The sequence below is a fragment of the Alistipes sp. Marseille-P5061 genome (genome assembly GCF_900290115.1).
GTDB lineage: Bacteria > Bacteroidota > Bacteroidia > Bacteroidales > Rikenellaceae > Alistipes > Alistipes excrementigallinarum.
In genome coordinates this window covers 40,660-62,801 of record NZ_LT985752.1, presented here as the reverse complement: position 1 = coordinate 62,801, position 22,142 = coordinate 40,660, and the positions used below count along the sequence as shown (strand labels likewise).

Genomic DNA, 22,142 nt, shown 5'->3' with positions numbered 1-22,142 from the left:
TGTGGGTGGTATGCTGTTGGGTGAGCGTGAGGGGGCATAGGGGGAGTATGGTGTGTTGTTGTTTTTTTTTTTTCAAGCAGAAGACGGCATACGAGATCTAGTACGGTCTCGTGGGCTCGGAGATGTGTATAAGAGGCAGGTGTGTGGGCGGTTGGTTTGGGCGCCGGAGAGGAGGTCGTGGGGCAAGCGAGTGTTGGACGCTTGTGTCGTCGGGTAGGCGACTGTCTGTGTGTGTGGGGGGGGGTAGTGCCGGACCGGGTGGCGGAGAGGATGCCGGAACAGCCGGGGTGAGGCGGTGGAAGATAAAAAAACGGAGGCCGCACAGATGCGGCCTCCGTGGTCCGGCAGCGGTTAGCCCGCGGCGCACTATTCGTACTGTCCCGACTTGAGGCGCTCAACCTCCTCGCGCGTGAGGAAGCGCCACTGTCCGCGCTTAAGGTTCTTCTTCGTCAGACCGGCGTAGTAGACCCGGTCGAGCTTCAGCACCGTATAGCCCAGATGCTCGAAGATGCGCCGCACGATGCGGTTGCGCCCCGAGTGGATTTCGATGCCGACCTCCTCCTTGTTCTCCGAAACGTAGGAGATTTCATCGGCATAGATTTCGCCGTCCTCGAGCGTGATGCCCTCGGCGATGGCATCCATGTCGGCACGCGTGAGGGGCTTGTCGAGCGTCACCTGGTAAATCTTCTTCTTGCGGTAGGAGGGGTGGGTGAGTTGCTTGGTCAGGTCGCCGTCGTTGGTGAAGAGCAGCAGTCCCACGCTGTTCTTGTCGAGCCGGCCAACCGGATAGATGCGCTCCGTGCAGGCTCCCTTGACCAGCTCCATCACCGTCTTGTCGGTGTGGGGGTCCTCCATCGTGGTCACATATCCCTTGGGCTTGTTGAGCACGAGGTAGACCTTCTTCTCGCCCTGTACGCGCTCGCCGTTGAAGCGCACGTCGTCCGTCGGCTTCACCTTGCTCCCCAGCTCCGTGACCACCTGCCCGTTGACCGTGACCACGCCCGCCTGGATGTAGTCGTCGGCCTCGCGGCGCGAGCAGAGGCCCGACTGCGCGATGAAGCGGTTGAGGCGAATCTCGCCGCTCCCCTTCGCCGCGTCGAAACGCGGATAGGAGCTCCGTTCGCCGCGCCGCTCCGAGGAGAAGCGTCCGCCGCGCTCCTCGCGGCGCCCGTCGTACGAGGGCCGTTCGCCATACTTGCGCGGAGCCTTGCGCTCGCCGTATGCCGAGGCGGAGCGCCCCTCTGCGCGGTTGTTGTCGTATCGCTTGTTGGGTTTGTGCGGTGCGTGGCCGTACTCCTCGCGCGGCTCCTCGTCGTAGTAACCGTACTGCTCTTCGCGGCGGTCGCGGCGCTCGTAGCGCTCATAGCGGCCGCGCGTCTCGTGCCGCTCGTCGCGGTCGCGCGTTGCGTACTGCCCGCGGCGGCTCTCGCCTCCGCGTGCGGCGCCTCCCCGGCCCTGGAAGCCTCGTCCGGAGTGCTCCTTCTCGCCGTAGTGCGGACGCTCGCCGTAGCTGCGGCCCTGCTGCTCCTCGTGCAGCGGGCGGTTGTCGGCCGTGAAGTTGGGGTTGTACGAAGCCCGTTTGCGGGGCTGTCGGTCCGTTGTGGGTCGCTCCGAGTCGGCGGCATCGCGCTGCGGACGCGGGCTGCGCTCAACGCGTTCCGCCGTGACCGTTGCGGTACGCACCCGCTTGTCACGCCCGAAGCGTGCGAGTGCGTCGGTTGAGTCGTTCTTGTGTTCTTTCATACGAATGGTCGAGTTCGACGTGGATGTTTTTTCGGTATGGTCTGTTTGCTGAACGGAGGCTCCTGCCGGCGGCGGAATACGTCGAACTCGTTTCGGGGCGTCGCTGACGCCCGGATTCCTGCCGGCATTTGCCCCTTTTGCCCGGTCGGCGGCTGCGTCTCCGCCGTGCGGAGCGGCGGCCCTGCGCATGGGTCCGGGCACGGGAAGGGGGCTTCCCCTCCGATGCGCTAACCCGCACGCGTCGACAAGGTTGCGCAAAGGTAATTCAATTTTCGGGATTCTGCACACGCTTCGTGCCGAAATCGGAAACAAAAGGGGGGCGGGGCCTTCATTTTGTCGAATTAAAGTGTATCTTTGTATTCGCTTCGCCGGAACCCCCTGCCGCGGCGGCTCTTTGCGGCATCTACCCTCCGGCGGCGAGTGCCCATGTCGATGAACCGCGAAATCCTGCGCCTGGCGCTGCCCAACATCGTCTCGAACATCACGGTGCCCCTGATGGGCATCGTCGGTACGGCCATCGCCGGCCACTCGGCCGGTGACTCGGCGGCCAACATCGGGGCGCTGGCCATCGGGGTCTCGATTTTCAACTTCATCTACTGGAACTGCTCCTTCGTGCGGATGGGCACGAGCGGCTTCACGGCGCAGGCCTTCGGTGCGGGCGACTTCCGCGAGTGCACCAACATGCTGGCCCGTGCGCTGGTGGTGGCCGCCTCGATGGGGCTGCTGGTCGTCGCGCTGCAGTACCCCATCGGCGAGCTGGCGCTCTGGGCCATGAACGGCGGCGAGATGACGCGCGCCTACTTCTACGCCCGCATCTGGGCCGTCCCGGCGGGCATCATGCTCTTCGGCTTCAACGGCTGGTATACGGGCATGCAGAACGCCCTGATTCCGATGTGTACGGCCGTGACGGTCAACATCGTCCACGTGGGGTGCAGCCTCTGGTTCGCCTTCGGCATGAAGATGGGCATCGTCGGCATCGCCTACGGCTCCGTTGCGGGGCAGTGGACGGGGGTGATGCTGGCGGCGCTGCTGCTGGTGTGGCGCTACCGGCACGTGCTGACGGGCATCGACTGGCGCGAGGTCTTCGACCTGCGTCCGCTGCGCCACTTCTTCATCGTCAACCGCGACATCATGCTGCGCACGCTCTGCATCGTGGCCGTCTACACCTTCTTCACGGGGGCCTCGGCCCGCATGGACAACCCGGCGATGCTGGCGGTCAACACGCTGCTGCTCGAGCTCTTCACCCTCTTCTCCTACATGAACGACGGCTTCGCCTATGCCGCCGAGGCGCTCACGGGGCGCTTCATCGGGGCGCGCGACGGCCGCTCGCTGCGCGCATGCCTCAAGCGCTGCATCTTCTGGGGGACGGCCGTCTCGGCCCTCTTCGTGGGCATCTACATCGTCTGGTGGCGCGACCTGGTGGGGCTCTTCGTCGATGCGTCGGCCCCCGACGCCCCGACCATCGTCGAGCTTGCCGGGCGCTACATCGTCTGGATTATCATCATCCCCATCGCCAGCGCCATGCCCTTCATCATGGACGGCATCATGGTGGGTGCGACCCATACGCGAGTGATGCGCAACTCGATGTTCTGGGCTACGGCGGCCTACTTCGCCATCTACCACCTCTTCTACGGGTGGATTGGCAACAACGCTCTCTGGCTCGCTTTCATGCTCTACATGTTCCTGCGCGGCGTGCTGCAGTTCTTCATGACGCGCCGCCTGCAGGTCATCTACGCGCGGGCCGATGCGGGCCGGGTCGGGTACGCGTCGCCGGTCCGGGAGTAGGCGGGGGCGGAAGTCGGAGGTTAGGGCTGGGCAAAAGGATAAAAGGGAAGCGACCCTTGCGGGGTCGCTTCTCTTCTTTTTTTATGGGCTGGCGGCGGAGCTATGGTCGGCAGGTCGCGCGGGCGGCCGGTCGGCACCCCGGTCAGCGGCCCGCTATTCGTGCGTGGCCTGCCACCATGCGGTCTGCTGCTTGGTCCGCGTGGCGTCGCTCGTGCTCGGGTCCGAGGTGGTGATGCCCGAGAAGGTGCGAATCGCCTTCGCACCGCTCGACATCGAGTAGAACTCCGGCGTGTGGCGGTGGTAGGGGACCGTGCGGGCAAGCTGCTCCTCGAACTCGGCAAGCAGCGTGGGCGAGGTGCAGAGGTGGCGGACGTAGTCCCCCAGGTCGAAGAAACGCGTCGGGTTGTAGCCGTCGAGCACCTGCAGCTCGGAGAGCTGCGAGCCGTCGAAGACATCGCCCGCATTGATGCGCTTCATGATGTCGGCCAGACGCTCCAGCTCGGCGCAGTCCGTCACGCCAATCGTCCCGTAGGGGTACTGGTACGAACTGTAGAAGCGGTAGAACGACTCGCAGATGTTCTCGTAGTCGGGTTCGCCGACCAGGTAGCGCCCCATCAGGGCGTAGGGGAATCCGTAGGCCATGATTTCGCACGTCGAGCCGATGAGGTGGCGCGTGACGTGGCGCAGGTCGTAGGCCACCTCGACCGACGACATGTAGCAGTCGTCGAAGAGGATGTACTCCATCTCCATGCCGGCCTGCGTGATGCCCTCGGCCAGCGTGGTGATGTCGGTCCGGTACTGGTCCAGCTTGCCGCCGAACCAGCGGGTCAGTGCCGTACCCTCGGCCGCATACTCCCAGTACTCCCGCTCGCGCGGAGCCGCGCTGCCGGGCCGCGCGTAGATGCCCGAGACGGGGAGCCAGGCCATGCCGTGGCTGCCAATCGTCATGGCGTAGCGCTCGGCGGGGGCCGTCTGGCGCACCTGCTCGAGGATGGAGGCGATGCCCTCGGCCGTGGTGAAGTCGGGCGCCGTATCGTAGGTGCGGTGGTTCAGCCGGACGCCCTGCCCGTTGTCGTGGTAGAGCTCGAAGAACTCGGCCCGCCGCTCATCGGGCATGAAGAAGACCACGAGCCGCGTATCGCCGAGGTAGCCGGCGGCGACGGTCTGCTCCATGTCGGCGAGGTTCTGCTCGAAGAACGAGGTGAGGTCGCCCGACCAGGGCATGTACATGAGCAGCGTCTGGGGCGCCGTGGCCATGCTCTGCTCGACGCCTACCTGCGTCTGGAGCCCGCCCTTGTCGAGCTGCAGCGTGATGCTGCCCAGCTCGCGGCGCAGCCGCCCCTCATTTGCGGCGAGCGCCCGCACCGTGACGGTCGTCTCGCCGCGGTCGCCGCTCGCGGGGCCGACGACCTCGAACTCCTCGCCCGTCGTGGTGAGTGACCACGGGCCGCTCGACGAGACGGTGAACGACGCCTCGGAGCCCGCCTCGGAGCGCAGCACGACGCTCGCGACGTTGCTCTCAAGGCGCTGCCGCTCGCCTTCCTCCTTGCTGCAGCCGAAGGCCGCGGCGGCCGTCAGCACGAGCAGCAGCAGGCGGCGTGCGATTATTTGTAGGTGCGGGGTTTCAGATTGTTGAATTGCCATGTGCGGTCACGTTTATAGGTGTATCCTTCGGGTTTGTTGCGGTAGATGCGGCTGAAGTCGAAGTAGAACCCCTTGCGCTTCTTCCCCTCGATGACCATGGGCGAGACGAGCGGCACGAACTCGACCTCGCGGCTGATGACGCGGCTGCGGCCGTAGGGGAGCCCCTCGGAGGCGAGCACGTCGAGTGCATGGTCGAACATGAGGATGTGCTGCGGCGTCTTCTGCGTGTAGCCGTCGCCCGACTGCTCGATGGTGCGGATGATGCGGTTCATCCGTTCGTAGTAGGCCCGCTCGCGGATGGTGTCGCCCAGCGCCCCGTAGGCGTAGGCCATCAGGTTGAGCACCTTCGGGCTGAAGGGGTCGACCTTCTGGGCGTCGTTGCCCGCCGAGACGAGCAGCTCGAGGTCCTCGCGCAGCGGCCGCTCGACGTCGATGCGCGCGGCAATCATCAGCATGCGGTCGAGCGCCTGGTTCGAGGCGAAGGGCTTGTAGGCATCCTGGAAGGCGTAGCCGTAGTAGAGGTAGTGGTAGTCCTCGTCGGTCATCGTCGAATCGCCCGCGTTGTAGCGCATCATCAGCTTCGTGTAGTAGAAGGGCGAGGCGGTGTTCATCGTCCGGTCGAGGATGTCTTCGTCGTCGGGCACCTTGGCCAGCGCCAGCGCCGGCAGGAGCAGCAGTGCAAGGAGCACTTGTTCGAATCGTTTCATAGGCAGCGGTTGTGCACGTTACTGGATGGATAACTAACGTGCAGCCTACCGCAAATCGTATTCCGCAATGAGTTTTTCGAAGCGGCGGCGCAGCGCTTCGGTCCCCTCGACCAGCGGCAGACGCATCGTGGGGCCGATGAGCCCCATCGTCGCCAGGGCGCACTTCACGCCGACGGGGTTGCCCTCGGCGAAGAGCGCCTCGACCGCCTCGCGCAGCCGTTCGTAGGCGCGGTCGGCCTCGTCGAACGCCCCGCGCTTGGCCAGGTTGATGCACTCCATGAAGCGGCGCGGGAAGGCGTTAGCCGCCACCGAGATGACGCCGTCGCCGCCGCGGCGCATCAGCTCGAGCGTCATGCCGTCGTCGCCCGAGAGGACGAGGAACCCTTCGGGGCGGTTGTCGAGAATCTGCTGCATCTGCTCGATGTTGCCCGAGGCCTCCTTGATGCCGATTACGTTGGGGAAGTCGCGCGCGATGCGGAGCGTCGTCTCGGCCGTCATGTTGACCCCCGTGCGGCCGGGGATGTTGTAGAGGATGACGGGCAGCGGCGAGTGCTCCGAGACGGTGCGGAAGTGCTGGTAGAGCCCCTCCTGCGAGGGTTTGTTGTAGTAGGGCGTCACGCTCAGGATGGCGTCGGCGCCCCGCAGGTCGAATTCGCGCAGCTGGTCGAGCACCTCCGAGGTGGAGTTGCCGCCGCAGCCCATCACCAGCGGCACGCGGCCGCGGATGTGGTCGGTGATGTACATGGCGATGACGGCCCGTTCGGGCATGTAGAGCGTCGGCGTCTCGGCCGTGGTGCCCAGGGCCACGATGTAGTCGACGCCCCCCTCGATGACGTAGTCGAGCATGCGGGCCAGAGCCTGGTAGTCCACCCGTCTGTCGGGCGTAAAGGGGGTTATCATGGCGGCGCCTGCGCCGGCCAGTTTGTTCTGTAACATGGTTTGTTCGCTGTTTAGGGTTTATGGTTTGCGGGCCTCGGACCGGTTACCGGTCGTGCCCCTGTTCATGGTGCTGATGGTTGTCTGCGGCCGAGCCGCTGGGCCGGAGCCGCCGCCCCGGTTGAGTTCGGCTGGAGCCGCGCCCCGGGAGTGTTCGGTCGGAGCTGCCGTCCGGAAACATTCGGCCGGAGCCGTCGCGGAAGTGCCGCCCCGGAGCCGCCGCATCCCGGAAGTGCCGCCCCGGAGCCGCCGCATCCCGGAAGCGTTGGGCCGGAGCCGCCGCGGGAGTGTTGGGCCGGACCCGCCGCGCCTCAGAAGAGTTCGCCCTGCCGCGCCGCGCCGTCGCTGCCGGGTCTCGCTCCGGCGTCGGGTGCCGCGCCTGCCTCGGGCTTCGGTTCTGCTTCGGGTTTCGCGCCTGCCTCGGGCTTCGCACCGGTTTCGGCCTGCTCCCCGGTCGGGCTGGCTGCCGGTTCCGTTTCGGTCGGAGTCTCCTCCGCCGCTTCGGGTGCCGCGCTTGTTTCGGGGGCCGCTCCTTCCTTGGGCTCTGCTCCTGCTTCGGGCACTGCCTCGGGCGAGTCGGCCTCGGCCAGCATGGCGTCGAACTCCTCCTCGGAGATTATCTTCAACCCCAGCTTCTCGGCCTTCTTGAGCTTCGCCGGGCCCATCTTCTCGCCCGCCACGATGTAGTCGACGTTGGCCGAGACGGCCGAGAGGTTGCGCCCGCCGTGCAGCTCGATGAGCTCCTTCAGCTCGTCGCGGCTGTGGTTCAGGAAACGTCCCGAGATGACGAAGCTCTTGCCCGCCAGACGGTTCGAGGCGAGCGTGCGGGCCCGGGCCTCCAGCTGCACCCCGGCTCTGCGCAGGCGGTCGATGATGCGCAGGTTCTCCTCGTCGGCGAAGTATTCGCGGATGGCGTCGGCGATGCGGCCGCCCACCTCGTCGGCCTCGACCAGCTCCTCGCGCGAGGCCTTCATCACGGCGTCGAGCGAACCGAAGTGGCCCGCCAGATACTTGGCCGTCGTCTCGCCCACGAAGCGGATGCCCAGCGCGAAGAGCACCCGCGCGAAGGGCACCTCCGTCGAGCGGCGGATGGAGCGGATGATGTTCTCGGCCGACCGCTCGCCCAGCCGCGGCAGCGGGGCCAGCTGTTCGGCGCGCAGGTCGTAGAGGTCGGCGACGTTGCGCACCAGCGCGTTGTCGTAGAGCAGCTCGACGGTCTCCTCGCCCAGCCCCTCGATGTCCATCGCCTTGCGGCCGATGAAGTGGATGATGCGGCCGAGAATCTGCGGGCGGCAGCCGTCCGCATTGGGGCAGTAGTGCTTCGCCTCGCCCTCGTAGCGCACCAGCGGCGTGTGGCAGACGGGGCACTCGGTGATGTAGGTGAAGGGGCGGCTGTCGGCCGGGCGCATCGAGAGCTCGACGCCCGTGATTTTCGGGATAATCTCGCCCCCCTTCTCGACATAGACCATGTCGCCCGGGCGGATGTCGAGCAGCGCCATCTGCTCGGCGTTGTGGAGCGTCGCCCGGCGGACCGTGGTGCCGGCCAGCAGCACCGGTTCGAGGTTGGCCACCGGCGTGATGGCCCCCGTGCGCCCCACCTGGAAGTCGACGCTTGTGAGCCGCGTGAGGGCCTGCTCGGCCTTGAACTTGTAGGCGACGGCCCACTTCGGCGCCTTGGCCGTGAAGCCCAGCTGGCGCCGAAGGGCGAAGTCGTTGACCTTGATGACCACGCCGTCGGTCGGGAAGGGCAGCTCGCGCCGCGCCGTATCCCAGTGGTCGATGAAGGCGTCGACCTCGGCCCGCGTGTGGCAGATGCGCATCGCGTCGGATACCTTGAAGCCCCACGTGCGCGCCTGCTGCAGGCTCTCCCAGTGGTTCGTGAAGGGGAGGTTGTCGCCCGCCAGCTGGTAGAGCGTGCAGTCCAGCCCGCGGTGGGCCACCACCGACGAGGCCTGCTGCTTGAGCGTCCCGGCCGCCGCATTGCGCGGATTGGCCAGCAGCGGCTCGCCCGCCGCCTCGCGCTCGGCGTTCAGCCGGTCGAACGAGGCGTAGGGCATCAGCACCTCGCCGCGGATTTCGAACAGCTCGGGCCACCCCTCGCCGTGCAGATGCAGCGGCACGGAGCGGATGGTGCGGACGTTGGCCGTCACGTCGTCGCCCTCGACACCGTCGCCGCGCGTCGCGGCCAGCACCAGCGCGCCGTGTTCGTAGGTGAGCGAGATGGCCGTGCCGTCGAACTTCAGCTCGCAGACCAGGTCGGCGGCCCCCACCTCCCGCTCGATGCGGTCGATGAACTCGTGCAGCTCGTCGAGCGAGTAGGTGTTGCCCAGCGAGAGCATCGGGAAGCGGTGGCGGACGGTCCGAAAGTCGGAGGTCAGGTCGCTGCCCACGCGCACCGACGGCGAGTTGGGGTCGGCATACTGGGGATACTCCCGCTCGAGGTCGATGAGCTCGCGCATCATCGTGTCGAACTCGAAGTCGGAGATTTCGGGGGCGTTTTCGACGTAATATTTATAGTTGTGGCGGTCGAGCTCCCGGCGGAGCTCCTCGATTCGTTCCTGGGGTGTCATCGTGTTTGTCCGTTTGCCGCCCGGTGCCGAGTGGGGCGGGGCGGCGGCCCGTCGCGGCGGCGCCGTCCGGCGAAGAGGCCGGCGCGGGCAGCCCGTGGGGGCATTAAATATATGTATTGTTGTGTAAAGGTACGCAATTTGTTCAGAACATCATCGAAATTCGAAAAAAATGCAATAAAAAATATTCCGGGGTGGTGCGGTTTGCAAATTTTGCGTATACTTGCAGAAAATTTTTACACGTTAGTTTTACGCTGTACCATGACCAAACAGAATAGCACGAAGAAACATATCGTTGCGAGTCTCCACAACCTCAGCCCCGAACTTCAGGAAGCCGTGCGGGAGAAGTATCCCCTCGGATTCACCGACGCCATGATGCGTGTCGACAAGCCCAACGGCGACTTCTTCTACGCCGTACCGTTCGATACGGACGAGGTTGCCTATCTGGTGAAAATCGACGTGAAGGTCGACGACCACGCCCAGGATGACGACGACAAGGACTACTACGACGACGAAATCAAGGGCGCCGACGAGATTCAGGACGACGGCGGCTCGGAGGGGCTCGAAGAGACCGACGACGATATCGACATCTGACCTGTAAAAGACTCAATTTCAACAACATCATCATAGAACATGCGCCGTGCCCTTTCATCGCTTCTCGTGCTGCTCTGCACCTCGTGCGGACTGCTCGATGACGGGTACGACGACGCGGCGCGGACCGAATACCTGCGCTTTACCGACCCCGCCTTCGAGCGCTACTGCCTCGAGACGCTCGACCTGAACGACGACGGGCGCATCTCGCGCTACGAGGCCGAGCGCATCGTGCGGATGGACTGCTCGGGGTGCGGCATCGCCTCGCTCGACGAAATCTCCGACTTCCGCAACCTGCAGCGGCTCGACTGCAGCGACAACGACCTCACGCGGCTCGACCTCTCGTCGTGCCCGCGGCTCGTGGAGGTCAACTGTGCCCGCAACCGCATCTCGTGGCTCGATGTCGAGCGGCTCGCGATACTTGCGACGCTCGACTGCAGCGGCAACCTGCTCTCCTCGCTCGATTTGAGGGGCGATACGGCCCTCTCGACGCTCGTCTGCGGCGGCAACGCCCTGCGGACGCTCGACGTGAGCGGCTGCTCTACCGTCATGGAGCGGGTCGATACGCAGTCGAGTCCCGAGCTGGAGACGCTCTACGTAAGCTCGACGCAGGAGATTCGCCAGTTGCAGGTGGACGGCCATACTGACGTGGTGGTGCTGTGACCCCGGCGGCGGAGGGGGCGAGCAGCAGGGACGGCAAGTTCCGGGCTGCGGACGGCCGAGACCCCGGACGGCTGAGAACTGTGACCCCGGCGGCTGAGAACTGTGACCCGGGCGGCGGGCGGAGGCTTTCACGGGGGGCTACCCGGACGGCTGAGATTCCGGCGGCCAGGCGGCTGAGCCCCGACCGGCGGGCGGCTGAGCGGCTGAGGCTCCGGATGGCGGAGGCTTTCACGGCTGTGACCCCCGACCGACGGGCAGACCGAAATCGAAGGCAGGCGGGCTGTTGCAGGAGGACATGCTGCCGGAAGTCTCCCGCAAAAGAGACGGGCTCCCGGAGTGCGGAGCCGTTGTCGTGCGGCAGGGTGTATCGGACGAGCATCCCGGAGCAGAAGCCCGTAGAGTAGCAGAGTAGTGTAGCAGAAATAGAAGTGAACGGACCGAGGTCCGTTTTTTTTGTGCCCGTATGTGTTCGGGCGGCGGCGCACCTTCCCCTCGGAACACTTTTTTTGCGTCCTGGCGGCGGGCGCATCTTCCCTTCGGAACACTTTTTTTGCGACCCGGCGGCGGGTCCGTCCCGTCTGCACCTCTGAACTCCCCGTCCCGCCCCTATCCCGCGCCGCTGAACACGCTGGCCCTCTCCCGGTTGGGGCCCCGGAAACCTCCCCCGAAGGGCCGCAACACGCCCCCGAAAGCCCTTTTCGGGGCCATTTGTCGAAAAGTCGCCCCCGGAGTTGGGTATTTCGTGGAATATTTCGTACCTTTGGATGCAAATGAATGCAAAAAATGTCTTTTGCAGCCAATAACATAATTCGGATATCATGAAAAAAGTAGACGTCATTCTCGGCCTGCAGTGGGGCGACGAGGGTAAAGGCAAGGTTGTGGACGTGCTGACGCCCCACTATGAGGTGGTGGCGCGTTTCCAGGGCGGACCCAACGCCGGTCACACGCTGGAATTCAACGGCGAGAAATACGTACTGAGGTCGATTCCCTCGGGCATCTTCCAGGGCGGAAAGACCAACATCATCGGCAACGGCGTAGTGCTCGACGCCGTTCTTTTTCGTGCCGAAGCCGAGGAGCTGGCCCGCAGCGGCCACGACCTCACGCGGCAGCTCTGCATCTCGAAGAAGGCGCATCTGATTCTGCCGACGCACCGGATTCTCGACGCGGCCTACGAGGCTGCCAAGGGCAGCTCGAAAATCGGCACCACCGGTAAGGGCATCGGCCCGACCTATACGGACAAGGTGAGCCGCAACGGCATGCGCGTGGGCGACCTGCTGAGCCCCGACTTCCGCGCGATTTACGCCCGCGCAAAGGCACGCCACGAGCAGATTCTCCGCTCGCTGAACTATTCGTACGACATCACGGAGCTCGAGGCGCAGTGGTTCGAGGCGGTCGAGTACCTCAAGCGCTTCCGCATCATCGACAGCGAGTATGAAATCAACGCGCTGCTCGACAACGACAAGGCCATTCTGGCCGAGGGCGCCCAGGGCACGCTGCTCGACGTCGACTTCGGCTCCTATCCCTTCGTCACCTCCTCCAATACGGTCTGCGCCGGCGTCTGCACCGGTCTGGGCGTCGCTCCCCGCCGCATCGGCGAGGTCTACGGCATCTTCAAGGCCTACTGCACCCGTGTCGGAAGCGGCCCCTTCCCCACGGAGCTCTTCGACCAGACGGGCGAGCAGCTCTGCTCCATCGGCCACGAGTTCGGCGCCGTCACGGGCCGCCGCCGCCGCTGCGGATGGCTCGACCTGGTGGCACTCAAGTATTCGATTATGATTAACGGCGTCACGCAGCTCATCATGATGAAGTCCGACGTGATGAACGACTTCGATACCGTGAAGGTGGCCGTCGCCTACGAAATCGGCGGCGAGCGCACGACGCGCTTCCCCTTCGAGACCGAGGCCGACATCAAGCCCGTCTACCGCGAATTCCCGGGCTGGAAGTCCGACCTGCGCAAGGTGACCCGCTACGAGGAGTTCCCCGAGGCGTTCCGCAACTACGTCGAGTTCATCGAGCAGCAGACGGGCGTCCCCGTGAAGATTATCTCGATTGGCCCCGACCGCGGCGAGACCATCGTCCGTTAGCATCGACCCCGACGCCGCGCGGCGGCCGTTTCGTGAAGAGGCGGCCGCCGCACGGTGACCGACCGCAATGAAAGAACCGAAAACAAATCTTACAACAGATAGACAACCTATGAAACAACCGCTTAAAATCGTTGTGCTGGCAAAGCAGGTACCCGATACCCGCAATGTGGGCAAGGATGCGATGACCCCCGAAGGAACGGTCAACCGCGCTGCGCTGCCGGCCATCTTCAACCCGGAGGACCTCAATGCACTCGAAATGGCGCTCAATCTGAAGGACCGCATGCCGGGTGCTACGGTGCACATCCTCACGATGGGCCCGCAGCGTGCCGCCGACATCATCCGCGACGCGATGTTCCGCGGTGCCGACGGAGGATACCTGCTCTCGGGCCGCGAGTTCGCCGGCTCGGATACGCTGGCCACCTCCTACGCCCTCTCGTGCGCGCTGCGCAAGATTGGTCCCGACGTCATCTTCGCCGGCCGTCAGGCCATCGACGGCGATACGGCCCAGGTAGGCCCCCAGGTGGCCGAGAAGCTCGGCCTGCCGCAGGTGACCTATGCCGAGCAGATTGTCGAGGTCAAGGAGCAGTCGCTGGTTATCAAGCGCCGCATCACGGGCGGCATCGAGGTGGTCGAGTGTCCCGTTCCGGCCGTCATCACGGTCAACGAGTCGGCCGCCGAGTGCCGTCCGCGCAATGCCAAGCGCGTGATGAAGTACAAGGGTGCGCTCGCCGCATCGGAGATTGCCGCCGCTCCCGAATCGGCCGCCGCACGGCGCGCACAGGAGCATGACTACCTCCGCATCACGGAGTGGGGTGCCGCCGCCGTCGAGCCCGACATGCAGCAGCTCGGTCTGCAGGGCTCGCCCACGAAGGTCAAGAAAATCGAGAACGTCGTCTTCGCAGCCAAGGAGGCCAAGCGCCTGACGGCCGCCGACGAGGACATTAACTCCCTGATGGTCGAACTTATTGCGAGCCACACGCTCGGTTAATCCGGATTGAAAGAGATGAACAACATATTCGTATACATCGAGACCGAGAAAGGCGTTGTGGCCGACGTGAGTCTCGAACTGCTGACCAAAGGCCGTGAACTGGCCGCGACGCTCGGCGTGAAGCTCGAGGCGGTCGTCATCGGTGAAAATCTTGCCGGCATGGAGAAGGAGCTGGCACGCTACGGCGCCGACACCGTATGGGTGGCCGACGACAAGGAGCTGGCCCCCTTCCGCACGCTGCCCCATACGGCCGTCATGTGCGGCCTCATCGAACAGGAGAAGCCCCAGATTGTCCTCTTCGGCGCCACCTGCATCGGCCGCGACTTCGCTCCGCGCGTCTCGTCGGCGCTGCACAGCGGTCTGACGGCCGACTGCACGCAGCTGGTCATCGGCGACCACCGCGACGCCAAGAGCGGCAAGGAGTACAAGAACCTGCTCTACCAGATTCGTCCCGCCTTCGGCGGCAACATCATCGCCACGATTGTCAACCCGGACCACCGTCCGCAGATGGCCACCGTGCGCGAGGGCGTCATGCGCAAGGAGTACGCCGCACACCCCGCCGCCGGCGAGGTGAAGTTCATCGACTGGAAGCGCTATGTCAAGGACAGCGACCTGGCGGTGAAGATTGTCGAGCGTCAGATTGAGGAGCGCAAGATTGACATCAAGGGTGCCAACATCATCGTGGCCGGCGGCTACGGCATGGGCTCGAAGGAGAACTTCCGTCTGGTGCACGAGCTGGCCGAGGTGCTGGGCGCCGAGGTGGGCGCCAGCCGTGCGGCCGTCGATGCCGGCTTCACGGAGCCCGAACGGCAGGTGGGCCAGACCGGCGTCACGGTGCGTCCGAAGCTCTACATCGCCTGCGGCATTTCGGGCCAGATTCAGCATACGGCCGGCATGGACCAGTCGTCGATGGTCATCTCCATCAACACCGACCCCGAGGCTCCCATCAACAAGATTGCCGACTATGCGATTGTGGGCGACGTGAACGAGATTATCCCCAAGATGATTAAGTACTACAAACAAAATTCGAAGTAATGGCTAATTTCTTTTCAGATAACAAGGATTTGCAGTTCCACCTCCAGCATCCGATGATGCGCAAGATTGTGGAGCTCAAGGAGCGCGGATTTGCCGAGAAGGACCTCTACGACTATGCGCCGCAGGATTTCGACGACGCGATGGACTCCTACCGCCGGGTGCTCGAAATCGCCGGCGAGGTCTGCGGCGAGGTCATTGCTCCGAATGCCGAGGGCGTCGACCACGAAGGTCCCCGCGTGGTGAACGACCATGTGGAGTATGCCTCGGGTACGGTCGAGAACCTCAAGGCGATTGTCGATGCCGGACTGAGCGGCCTGACGCTCCCGCGCAAGTACGACGGTCTGAACTTCCCGCTGGTCTGCTTCGTGATGGCCAACGAGATGGTGGCGCGCGCCGACGCCGGATTCGAGAACATCTGGGGTCTGCAGGACTGCGCCGAGACGCTCAACGAGTTCGCCTCGGAGGAGCTCAAGCAGAAGTATCTGCCGTGGGTATCGGCCGGCGCCACCTGCGCCATGGACCTCACGGAGCCCGATGCCGGTTCGGACCTGGGCGCCGTCATGCTGAAGGCCACCTGGTCGGAGGAGCGCCAGACGTGGCTGCTCAACGGCGTGAAGCGCTTCATCACCAACGGTGACGGCGACATCTCGCTCGTGCTGGCCCGCACCGAGGAGGGTACGACCGACGCACGCGGTCTGTCGATGCTCGTCTACGACAAGCGCGACGGCGGCGTGAAGGTGCGCCGCATCGAGAACAAGATGGGTATCAAGGGTTCGCCCACCTGCGAGCTGGTCTTCACGAACGCTCCGGCGCAGCTGGTCGGCGACCGCAAGATGGGTCTTATCAAGTACGTGATGTCGCTGATGAACGCCGCCCGTCTGGGTATCGGCGCGCAGTCGGTCGGCACGTGCGAGGCGGCCTACCGCGAGGCGCTGAAGTATGCCCACGAGCGTGAGCAGTTCGGCAAGCCGATTGTCAAGTTCGCCGCCGTGGCCGAGATGCTCTCCAACATGAAGGCCAAGCTGCAGGGCGCCCGCGCGCTGCTCTACGAGACCACGCGCTTCGTCGAAATCTACAAGCAGTACACCCACATCTCGCACGAGCGTCCGCTCGAGGGCGCGGAGCGTCAGGAGATGAAGTTCTACAACCGCCTGGCCGACGGCTTCACGCCGCTGGTGAAGCTCTTCTCGTCGGAGTATGCCAACCAGCTGGCCTACGACGCGATTCAGATTCACGGCGGTTCGGGCTTCATGAAGGATTATCCCTGCGAGCGTCTCTACCGCGATGCGCGCATCATGAACATCTACGAGGGCACCTCGCAGCTGCAGGTCGTGGCGGCCATCAACGCCGTGACGAAGGGCACCTTCATGGAGCAGATTGAGCGCTATGCCGCCGCCGAGTATTCGGAGGCGATGCAGCCGATTGTGGCCCGTCTGGCCGAGCTGAAGGGCCGTCTGGCCGAGATGATTGCCCACGTCGAGGAGGGTGAGAAGCAGGCTGCCGGCTTCAAGGACTTCCATGCCCGCCGTCTGGTCGAGACCGCCGGACATATCATCATCACCTACCTGCTGGCCCGTCAGGCCGGCGAGTCGGAGGAGTATGTCAACTCGGCCCGCATCTATGCGAAGCTGGCCGACGGCAAGGTTTCCGAGGCATATGACTACGTGATGAAGTCCGATGTGAGCGACGTGGAGCTCTTCCACGCCGTCGAGCAGGATTGCTGATAGGGTCGTTGACCGCAAAAGAGAGCGGGCCGGCTGCGCAGTGCAGCCGGCCCGCTTCGTTTTTCCCGCCGGTGGGCGGGGCCGGGCCCTTGTTCTCGGGTCGGAACCGTTGTTTGTCCGCCGGTGGGCGGAGCGCCGGGGCCCTTTCCCGGATGGAGCGGGGCGCCGGGGCCCTTGTTTTCGGGTCGGGCCGTCGTTTTCCCGCCGGTGGGGCGGGGGGACGTCCTCTCCACCCGGGCCCCGTTCAGGCGACCGATTCCGGTACGGCCGTGATGCAGCGGTCGGGGTTGAAGATGTTGAGGTTGAGGCGGTCCATGACGAACTTCAGCGCCAGCTGCGCCTTGACCGAGTTGCCCGAGGCGTCGAGCGGCGGCGCAAACGAGGCGATGCCCATGACCCCCGGAATAACCCCCACGATGCCTCCGCCGACTCCCGACTTGGCGGGCAGCCCCGTGGTGTAGAGCCAGTCGCCCGTATGCTCGTAGAAGCCCACGGTGGCCATCAGCGAGACGATTTTCGGGGTGAGCTCCGTGCGGAAGATTTGCTTGCGCGTCACCGGGTTGCGGCCGCCGAAGGCTATCGTCGCACCCAGAATCGAGAGCTGACGCGCCGTGATGCCGAGCGAGCACTGCCGCGTGTAGAGGTCGAGCGACATCTCGGGGTCGTCGTAGATGCGGTTGTAGTTCCTGAGCAGCCAGGTGATGGAGCGGTTGTTGAAGTTGGTGGCCGACTCCGAGCGGTAGAGCTCGTCGATGAGCGTCACCTCGGAGCCCGCAAGCCCCTCGATGAAGTCGACGATGGCCTTCCACTTCCCCTCGGCATCGCCCACGGGCTTGACCATCGAGCAGGCGCTGATGGCGCCGGCGTTGACCAGCGGCGTCGAGGGGTGGTCCTTCTCGAGCAGGATGGCGATGATGGAGTTGAAGGGGAGGCCCGTGGCGTCGGCGCCGATGCGGTTCATCACCTTCTGGGGCCCGTACTGCTCCATGACGAGCAGCGCCGTGGGCACCTTCGAGACCGATTCGATGCCGAAGGCGCAGTCGGTGTCGCCCACGGTGATGACCTCGCCGTCGGGCAGGCAGGCCGAGATGCCGAAGAGCTCCGAGGGAACCTTCGCCAGGTAGGGGATGTAGTCCGCATTCTTGCCCGAGTTGGTCTCGCGGGTGCATTCGTAGGCCTGCTGCAGCGCGTTGCGGACGGTGGTTTTGTCGATTCGATGTAACATGGTGGTAACGTGTGTGTTGGTTATTGTTTCGGGGTGTGGCCGCCCTTGTTTCCCGCGGCGGAGGAGCCGGTCGGGGCGGACGGCGTGCTCTTCGGAGCGGCGGAGGGGGCCTTCGGAGCCGTTGGTGCGGCAGCCGGAGCGGCTTTCGAGGCCGGGGCTGCGGCAGGGGTTGCGGTCGAAGTGGTCCTCGGGGCGGTCGCTGCGGCCGGAGCGGCTTTCGAAGTCGTTGCGGCGGCCTCCCAGTGGAAGGGCGCGAAGTCGGCCGCGGCCTGCGGGTCACGCCACGAGGGCTTGCGCAGGGCGTAAATCACGAAGGGTGCCGCCACCACCACGATGCAGCCGACGATGAGCACCGAGTACCAGACGGCGCTGCTTCCCGTCTGAATCTGGGCGGGCGGGATGAAGCTCAGCACGAAGGCGAGCAGCGCACCGCAGAAGCCGAGTGCCCCGAGCAGCCACATCAGGCCGTTGCCCCGGCCCAGACGGAACGGGCGCGGCGTGTCGCGGAGCTTGTAGCGCAGCACGATGGCTGCCGAGAACATCAGCATGTACATGATGAGGTAGAGCAGCACGGTGAGCTGCGAGAGAATCTGGTAGAAGGACTGCACCGAGGGCATGACGACGAAGAGCAGCGCCAGCAGCGTGACCACGCCTCCCTGCACGAGCAGGATGTTGCGCTGCACGCCGATGCGGTTGGCCTTCTGGAAGAAGGGGGGCAGGTAGCCCGCCTTGCCCACGGCGTAGATACCCTTCGAGGGGCCGGCCACCCAGGTGAGCACGCCGGCCAGCACGCCGAACATCAGCGCCACGGCGATGACGGGCGAGGCCCACGACATGTGCAGGTAGCGGAAGTAGTTGTCGAAGCCGATGAGCAGCGACTGCGTCAGGCTGATGTCCTTGGCCGGGATGATGAAGCCCAGCGAGAAGGTGCCCAGCACGAAGATGCAGACCGTGATGAGCGAGCCGATGATGATGGCGCGCGGGTAGTTGCGCGACGGATTGCGCACCTCCATCACGTGGATGCCCATCATCTCCATGCCGGCGTAGAAGAGGAAGATGCCGCTGGCGAGCACCAGGTTGTCGAGCTTCGTCAGGTCGGGGAAGAAGCCCTGCGACATGTCCATGTTGTTGTGGCCGCCCGAGGCGATGTAGACGATGCCCAGCACGATGAGCAGTCCGGCGGGGATGATGGTGCCTATCATGCCGCCCCACTTGCTGATTTTGCCCACCCAGTCGAGCCCCTTGAGCGAGATGAAGGTGGCCAGCCAGTAGATGGCCAGCACGATGACCAGCGTGAAGAGCTTGTTCGAGGCGAGCGTCATGTCGTGGGCCTCGTTGACCCCGATGAAGGCAATCGAGACCGCCCCGAAGGTGAGCACCGTGGGGTACCAGATGGTCGATTCAATCCATTGCAGCCAGATGGCCAGAAAGCCCGTCCGTGCGCCGTAGGCTTCGCCCACCCAGCGGAAGACGCCGCCCTGCTTGTCGGCGAACATGGCGGCCAGCTCGGCGGCCACGAGCGCCGTGGGGATGAGGAAGACGATGGCGGCAAAGAGGTAGTAGAAGGCCGAAGAGGGTCCGTAGACCGCCTCGGCAGGGAGTCCGCGCAGGCTGACGACCGCCGTCACGTTCATGATGGCCAGCGTCATGACACTCAGCTTGAACCCCGTACCCGATGTTTTTTTTGCATCCATAGAATTTCGGTTCTTTTGTGAATTTGACGCTTGCGCCAGGTGCAACTACCGTGCAAAAAACGTCGCCGCACGCTTTTTGCCCCCTCCGTGCGCGGAAAGTTGCCGGAAAAGACCTATATTTGTTTCTCACAAGAACGTTACACAGCCATGAACATGAAGACGTCGCTGAAGATGCTCCTCCTTGCGGCCGTGGCCGCCCTCGCCCTCTCGTGCGGCGGCCGCCGCGCACGGCAACAGCAGCAGGCCGTGGCCGAAGCCGCCGCCGGGATGAAGGTCTTCCTTCCCCCCATCGCCCCCTCGGGCCTCGCCCCCGCCGAGCAGCGCGACTACCTGCGGTGCCACTACTGGGACCGCTTCGACTTCTCGGACACGCTCTTCGTCCACAAGGCCGACACGCTCTCGATGCTTGAGGCCTTCGCCTCCTACGTCTCGCTGCTCTCGGAACATCCGACGGACGGTGCGCCGATGGATTCGCTCATGCGCCGCGCTTCGGCCTCGGCACCCATGCTGCGCTACTTCTCGATGCTGGCCGAGCGGGTGCTGCGCGACCCCAACTCGCCGCTGCGCAACGGCGAGTTCTACATCCCGGTGCTCCGCGCGCAGCTTGCGAGCCCCTATCTGGACCAGTACGAGAAGCTGGGGCCCGAGTACGACCTGCAGATAGCGCTGCAGAACCGCCTCGGGCAGCCGGCCAACGACTTCCGCTATACGCTCGCCTCGGGTGCCACGGGGCGCCTCTACGACATCCGCGCGGAGTATGTGCTGCTCTTCATCAACAATCCGGGCTGTCCGATGTGCCGTCAGATTCGCGAGGCGATAGTCTCCTCGCCGATGCTCTCCGAGATGCAGGAGCGTGGTCGGCTGAAGGTGCTGGCGCTCTATCCCGACGAGGATTTGGCCGAGTGGCGCGCCTACCGCGACCAGATTCCCGCCGCGTGGATTAACGGCTACGACGACGGCTGCGTCATCCGCGAGACGGGGAGCTACGACCTGGAGGCCATTCCGGCGCTCTACCTGCTCGACAGCCGCAAGCGCGTGCTGGTGAAGGATTCGACCGACGTACCCTACATCGAGGAGGTCATCGACCGCCGCGAATAGGCGGGACTTCCCCGGGCGGCGAGGACGGCTCCCGGGCGGCACGAATAGGTGGGGCTCGCTGCGAATCGGTCCGCCTCCGCAGACCCTCTCCGGTTGCCGCGGACAGAACCCCTGCCGGTCGCCGCGGACAGAACCCCTGCCGGGCGGCGCGGACAGGTTCCCGGACGGCGAGGATAGGTCTCTCGGGCCTCCGCGAACACCCCGGCCCGTCTTGGACCGCCCCCGGTCGCCGCGGCTGGCTTCCCCGGTCGCCGCGGACACTCTCCCCGGGCGGCGCGCACAGACCCTCGGGCGGCACGAACACCTCCCTCCGCCGCGGCGCCCCCCGTTCCCGACCGCTGCGAACACCCCCGGGCAACCCCTCCGGGCTCGGCTATAGACACGGCTTATCGCTCCATAAAAAAAGACAATAGGTCTTTTATAGGATTTCCGCAAAGAATTCTTACCTTTGTCGTGCAAACCAATGCAAACAGTTCCAAAATTACAAACACACTAACTTAACATCGATACAGTTATGGCAAAGAAATGGCGTTGTACCGTATGTGGATATATCCACGAAGGTCCCGAGGCACCCGAGCAGTGCCCGCTCTGCAAGGCAGGCAAGGATAAGTTCGTAGAGGTCGTAGAGGAGGAGGGCAACCTCGACTTCGTGACCGTTCACAAGCTGGGCGACGGCAAGGGTGCCAGCCCCGAGCTCTGGGAGGGTCTCCAGAACCACTTCATGGGCGAGTGCACTGAGGTGGGCATGTACCTGGCCATGAGCCGTCAGGCCGACCGTGAGGGCTATCCCGAAATCGCCGAGGCCTACAAGCGCTACGCATGGGAGGAGGCCGAGCACGCTTCGAAGTTCGCCGAGCTGATTGGCGAGGTGGTATGGGATACGAAGACCAACCTCTACAAGCGCATGAACGCCGAGTGCGGTGCCTGCGAGGACAAGATGCGTCTGGCCCGTCTGGCCAAGGAGCAGAACCTCGATGCCGTACACGACACGGTTCACGAGATGGCCAAGGACGAGGCTCGTCACGGCAAGGGCTTCGAGGGTCTCTACAAGCGCTACTTCGGCAAATAGTCGACCGAGACGCCCTCAGGGGTGTTGAACAAAAAACCGATACCGGTTATCCGGTATCGGTTTTTTTTGTGCGCGGCGGCGAGGAAGGGGCTCCGGCGGCTGCTCACGGTGGCAGCGGCGGGGAGGCGTGGCTGCGGCTGGACGGGACGTGGTCCCGGCGCGGGTGCTTTCAACCGCGGGCGGCTCCCGGCCCCCGGCACTCCTACTCCCGACGCAGTGCGTCGCCGAGGCGGCTGAGAAGCGCGACCTTAGAGGCGAGCCACTCGTAGCCGCTGCGGGCGGCTCGCGCCACCTCGTAGACCGTTTCGGCACGGGCGCGCAGCCGCTCCACCTCCTCGCGGAGCGCCGCCAGGTAGACTACCGCCGCCATGAGGGCGAAGAAGCCTCCCAGAATCAGCGTCGAGGCGATGAACGACCCCGTGAGGAGCGAGAGCCCCACCACGGCGGCCGTGAGCAGAAGCAGCAGCGCCAGGATGGCTGTCGTGACGAAGAGCAGCACGACGAGCAGCAGGCGCCCGCTGCCTCTCCCCGTCTCCGGCGCGCCGCCCGGCGTGCGGTGCCTTTCTTGCGCTTCCATCGGCAACGAGGG

17 protein-coding genes are annotated in these 22,142 nt (G+C 64.8%); 9 read left to right on the top strand and 8 right to left on the bottom strand.

The window, feature by feature from the left end:
- Nucleotides 1-366 precede the first annotated feature (366 nt).
- Nucleotides 367-1,743, bottom strand: coding sequence for a pseudouridine synthase (locus C8267_RS10380; RefSeq protein WP_106634552.1), 1,377 nt, complete (start codon nucleotides 1,741-1,743; stop codon nucleotides 367-369).
- A 426-nt stretch (nucleotides 1,744-2,169) separates the two neighbouring features.
- On the opposite strand from C8267_RS10380, the gene C8267_RS10375 reads away from it, so the two are divergent.
- On the top strand, nucleotides 2,170-3,528 hold the full coding sequence (locus C8267_RS10375; RefSeq protein ID WP_106634551.1) for an MATE family efflux transporter: 1,359 nt from the start codon (nucleotides 2,170-2,172) through the stop codon (nucleotides 3,526-3,528).
- 153 nt (nucleotides 3,529-3,681) lie between these two features.
- On the opposite strand, the gene C8267_RS10370 is transcribed toward C8267_RS10375, so the two are convergent.
- The 4 genes from C8267_RS10370 to ligA all read right to left on the bottom strand — a co-directional run bounded on the left by C8267_RS10370 (nucleotide 3,682) and on the right by ligA (nucleotide 9,385).
- The gene (locus C8267_RS10370) at nucleotides 3,682-5,172 is read right to left on the bottom strand and encodes a clostripain-related cysteine peptidase (protein WP_234025755.1); all 1,491 of its coding nucleotides are present in this window, start codon (nucleotides 5,170-5,172) and stop codon (nucleotides 3,682-3,684) included.
- The gene (locus C8267_RS10365) at nucleotides 5,133-5,879 is read right to left on the bottom strand and encodes a DUF4919 domain-containing protein (RefSeq protein ID WP_087362441.1); all 747 of its coding nucleotides are present in this window, start codon (nucleotides 5,877-5,879) and stop codon (nucleotides 5,133-5,135) included. Before C8267_RS10365 ends, C8267_RS10370 begins: the two co-directional genes overlap by 40 nt.
- 45 nt (nucleotides 5,880-5,924) lie before the next feature.
- Entirely contained in the window at nucleotides 5,925-6,815 is an 891-nt protein-coding gene (dapA, locus tag C8267_RS10360; protein WP_106634550.1) for a 4-hydroxy-tetrahydrodipicolinate synthase, read from the bottom strand.
- A gap of 311 nt (nucleotides 6,816-7,126) precedes the next feature.
- Nucleotides 7,127-9,385, bottom strand: coding sequence for an NAD-dependent DNA ligase LigA (gene ligA / locus C8267_RS10355; protein ID WP_106634549.1), 2,259 nt, complete (start codon nucleotides 9,383-9,385; stop codon nucleotides 7,127-7,129).
- A 258-nt stretch (nucleotides 9,386-9,643) separates the two neighbouring features.
- Here ligA and C8267_RS10350 point away from each other — a divergent pair, with 258 nt between their 5' ends.
- The 6 genes from C8267_RS10350 (at nucleotide 9,644) to C8267_RS10325 (ending at nucleotide 16,467) form a co-directional block, all read left to right on the top strand.
- The gene (locus C8267_RS10350) at nucleotides 9,644-9,976 is read left to right on the top strand and encodes a hypothetical protein (RefSeq protein ID WP_106634548.1); all 333 of its coding nucleotides are present in this window, start codon (nucleotides 9,644-9,646) and stop codon (nucleotides 9,974-9,976) included.
- Nucleotides 9,977-10,015: 39 nt separating this feature from the next.
- On the top strand, nucleotides 10,016-10,636 hold the full coding sequence (locus tag C8267_RS10345; protein ID WP_199792099.1) for a leucine-rich repeat domain-containing protein: 621 nt from the start codon (nucleotides 10,016-10,018) through the stop codon (nucleotides 10,634-10,636).
- 818 nt (nucleotides 10,637-11,454) lie between these two features.
- On the top strand, nucleotides 11,455-12,720 hold the full coding sequence (locus tag C8267_RS10340; RefSeq protein ID WP_087362445.1) for an adenylosuccinate synthase: 1,266 nt from the start codon (nucleotides 11,455-11,457) through the stop codon (nucleotides 12,718-12,720).
- 109 nt (nucleotides 12,721-12,829) lie between these two features.
- A complete protein-coding gene (locus C8267_RS10335; RefSeq protein WP_106634547.1) occupies nucleotides 12,830-13,708 on the top strand; it encodes an electron transfer flavoprotein subunit beta/FixA family protein in 879 nt (292 codons plus the stop codon).
- Nucleotides 13,709-13,723: 15 nt separating this feature from the next.
- On the top strand, nucleotides 13,724-14,743 hold the full coding sequence (locus C8267_RS10330) for an electron transfer flavoprotein subunit alpha/FixB family protein (RefSeq protein ID WP_087362447.1): 1,020 nt from the start codon (nucleotides 13,724-13,726) through the stop codon (nucleotides 14,741-14,743).
- Entirely contained in the window at nucleotides 14,743-16,467 is a 1,725-nt protein-coding gene (locus C8267_RS10325) for an acyl-CoA dehydrogenase family protein (RefSeq protein WP_106634546.1), read from the top strand. The genes C8267_RS10330 and C8267_RS10325 overlap by 1 nt, the downstream gene beginning before the upstream one ends.
- A 244-nt stretch (nucleotides 16,468-16,711) precedes the next feature.
- Here C8267_RS10325 and glsA read toward each other — a convergent pair whose 3' ends face one another.
- Both glsA and gadC read right to left on the bottom strand, forming a co-directional pair.
- A complete protein-coding gene (gene glsA, locus C8267_RS10320; protein WP_106634545.1) occupies nucleotides 16,712-17,692 on the bottom strand; it encodes a glutaminase A in 981 nt (326 codons plus the stop codon).
- A gap of 20 nt (nucleotides 17,693-17,712) precedes the next feature.
- Complete coding sequence (gene gadC / locus C8267_RS10315) at nucleotides 17,713-19,386, bottom strand: putative glutamine/gamma-aminobutyrate antiporter GadC (protein WP_106634544.1); 1,674 nt, start codon at nucleotides 19,384-19,386, stop codon at nucleotides 17,713-17,715.
- 147 nt (nucleotides 19,387-19,533) lie between these two features.
- Here gadC and C8267_RS10310 point away from each other — a divergent pair, with 147 nt between their 5' ends.
- Together C8267_RS10310 and C8267_RS10305 are read left to right on the top strand one after the other, a co-directional pair.
- Complete coding sequence (locus C8267_RS10310; RefSeq protein WP_234025754.1) at nucleotides 19,534-20,484, top strand: DUF5106 domain-containing protein; 951 nt, start codon at nucleotides 19,534-19,536, stop codon at nucleotides 20,482-20,484.
- A 514-nt stretch (nucleotides 20,485-20,998) separates the two neighbouring features.
- On the top strand, nucleotides 20,999-21,553 hold the full coding sequence (locus tag C8267_RS10305) for an NADH peroxidase (RefSeq protein WP_087362451.1): 555 nt from the start codon (nucleotides 20,999-21,001) through the stop codon (nucleotides 21,551-21,553).
- A 202-nt stretch (nucleotides 21,554-21,755) separates the two neighbouring features.
- On the opposite strand, the gene C8267_RS10300 is transcribed toward C8267_RS10305, so the two are convergent.
- Complete coding sequence (locus C8267_RS10300; RefSeq protein ID WP_106634543.1) at nucleotides 21,756-22,130, bottom strand: hypothetical protein; 375 nt, start codon at nucleotides 22,128-22,130, stop codon at nucleotides 21,756-21,758.
- Nucleotides 22,131-22,142 lie beyond the last annotated feature (12 nt).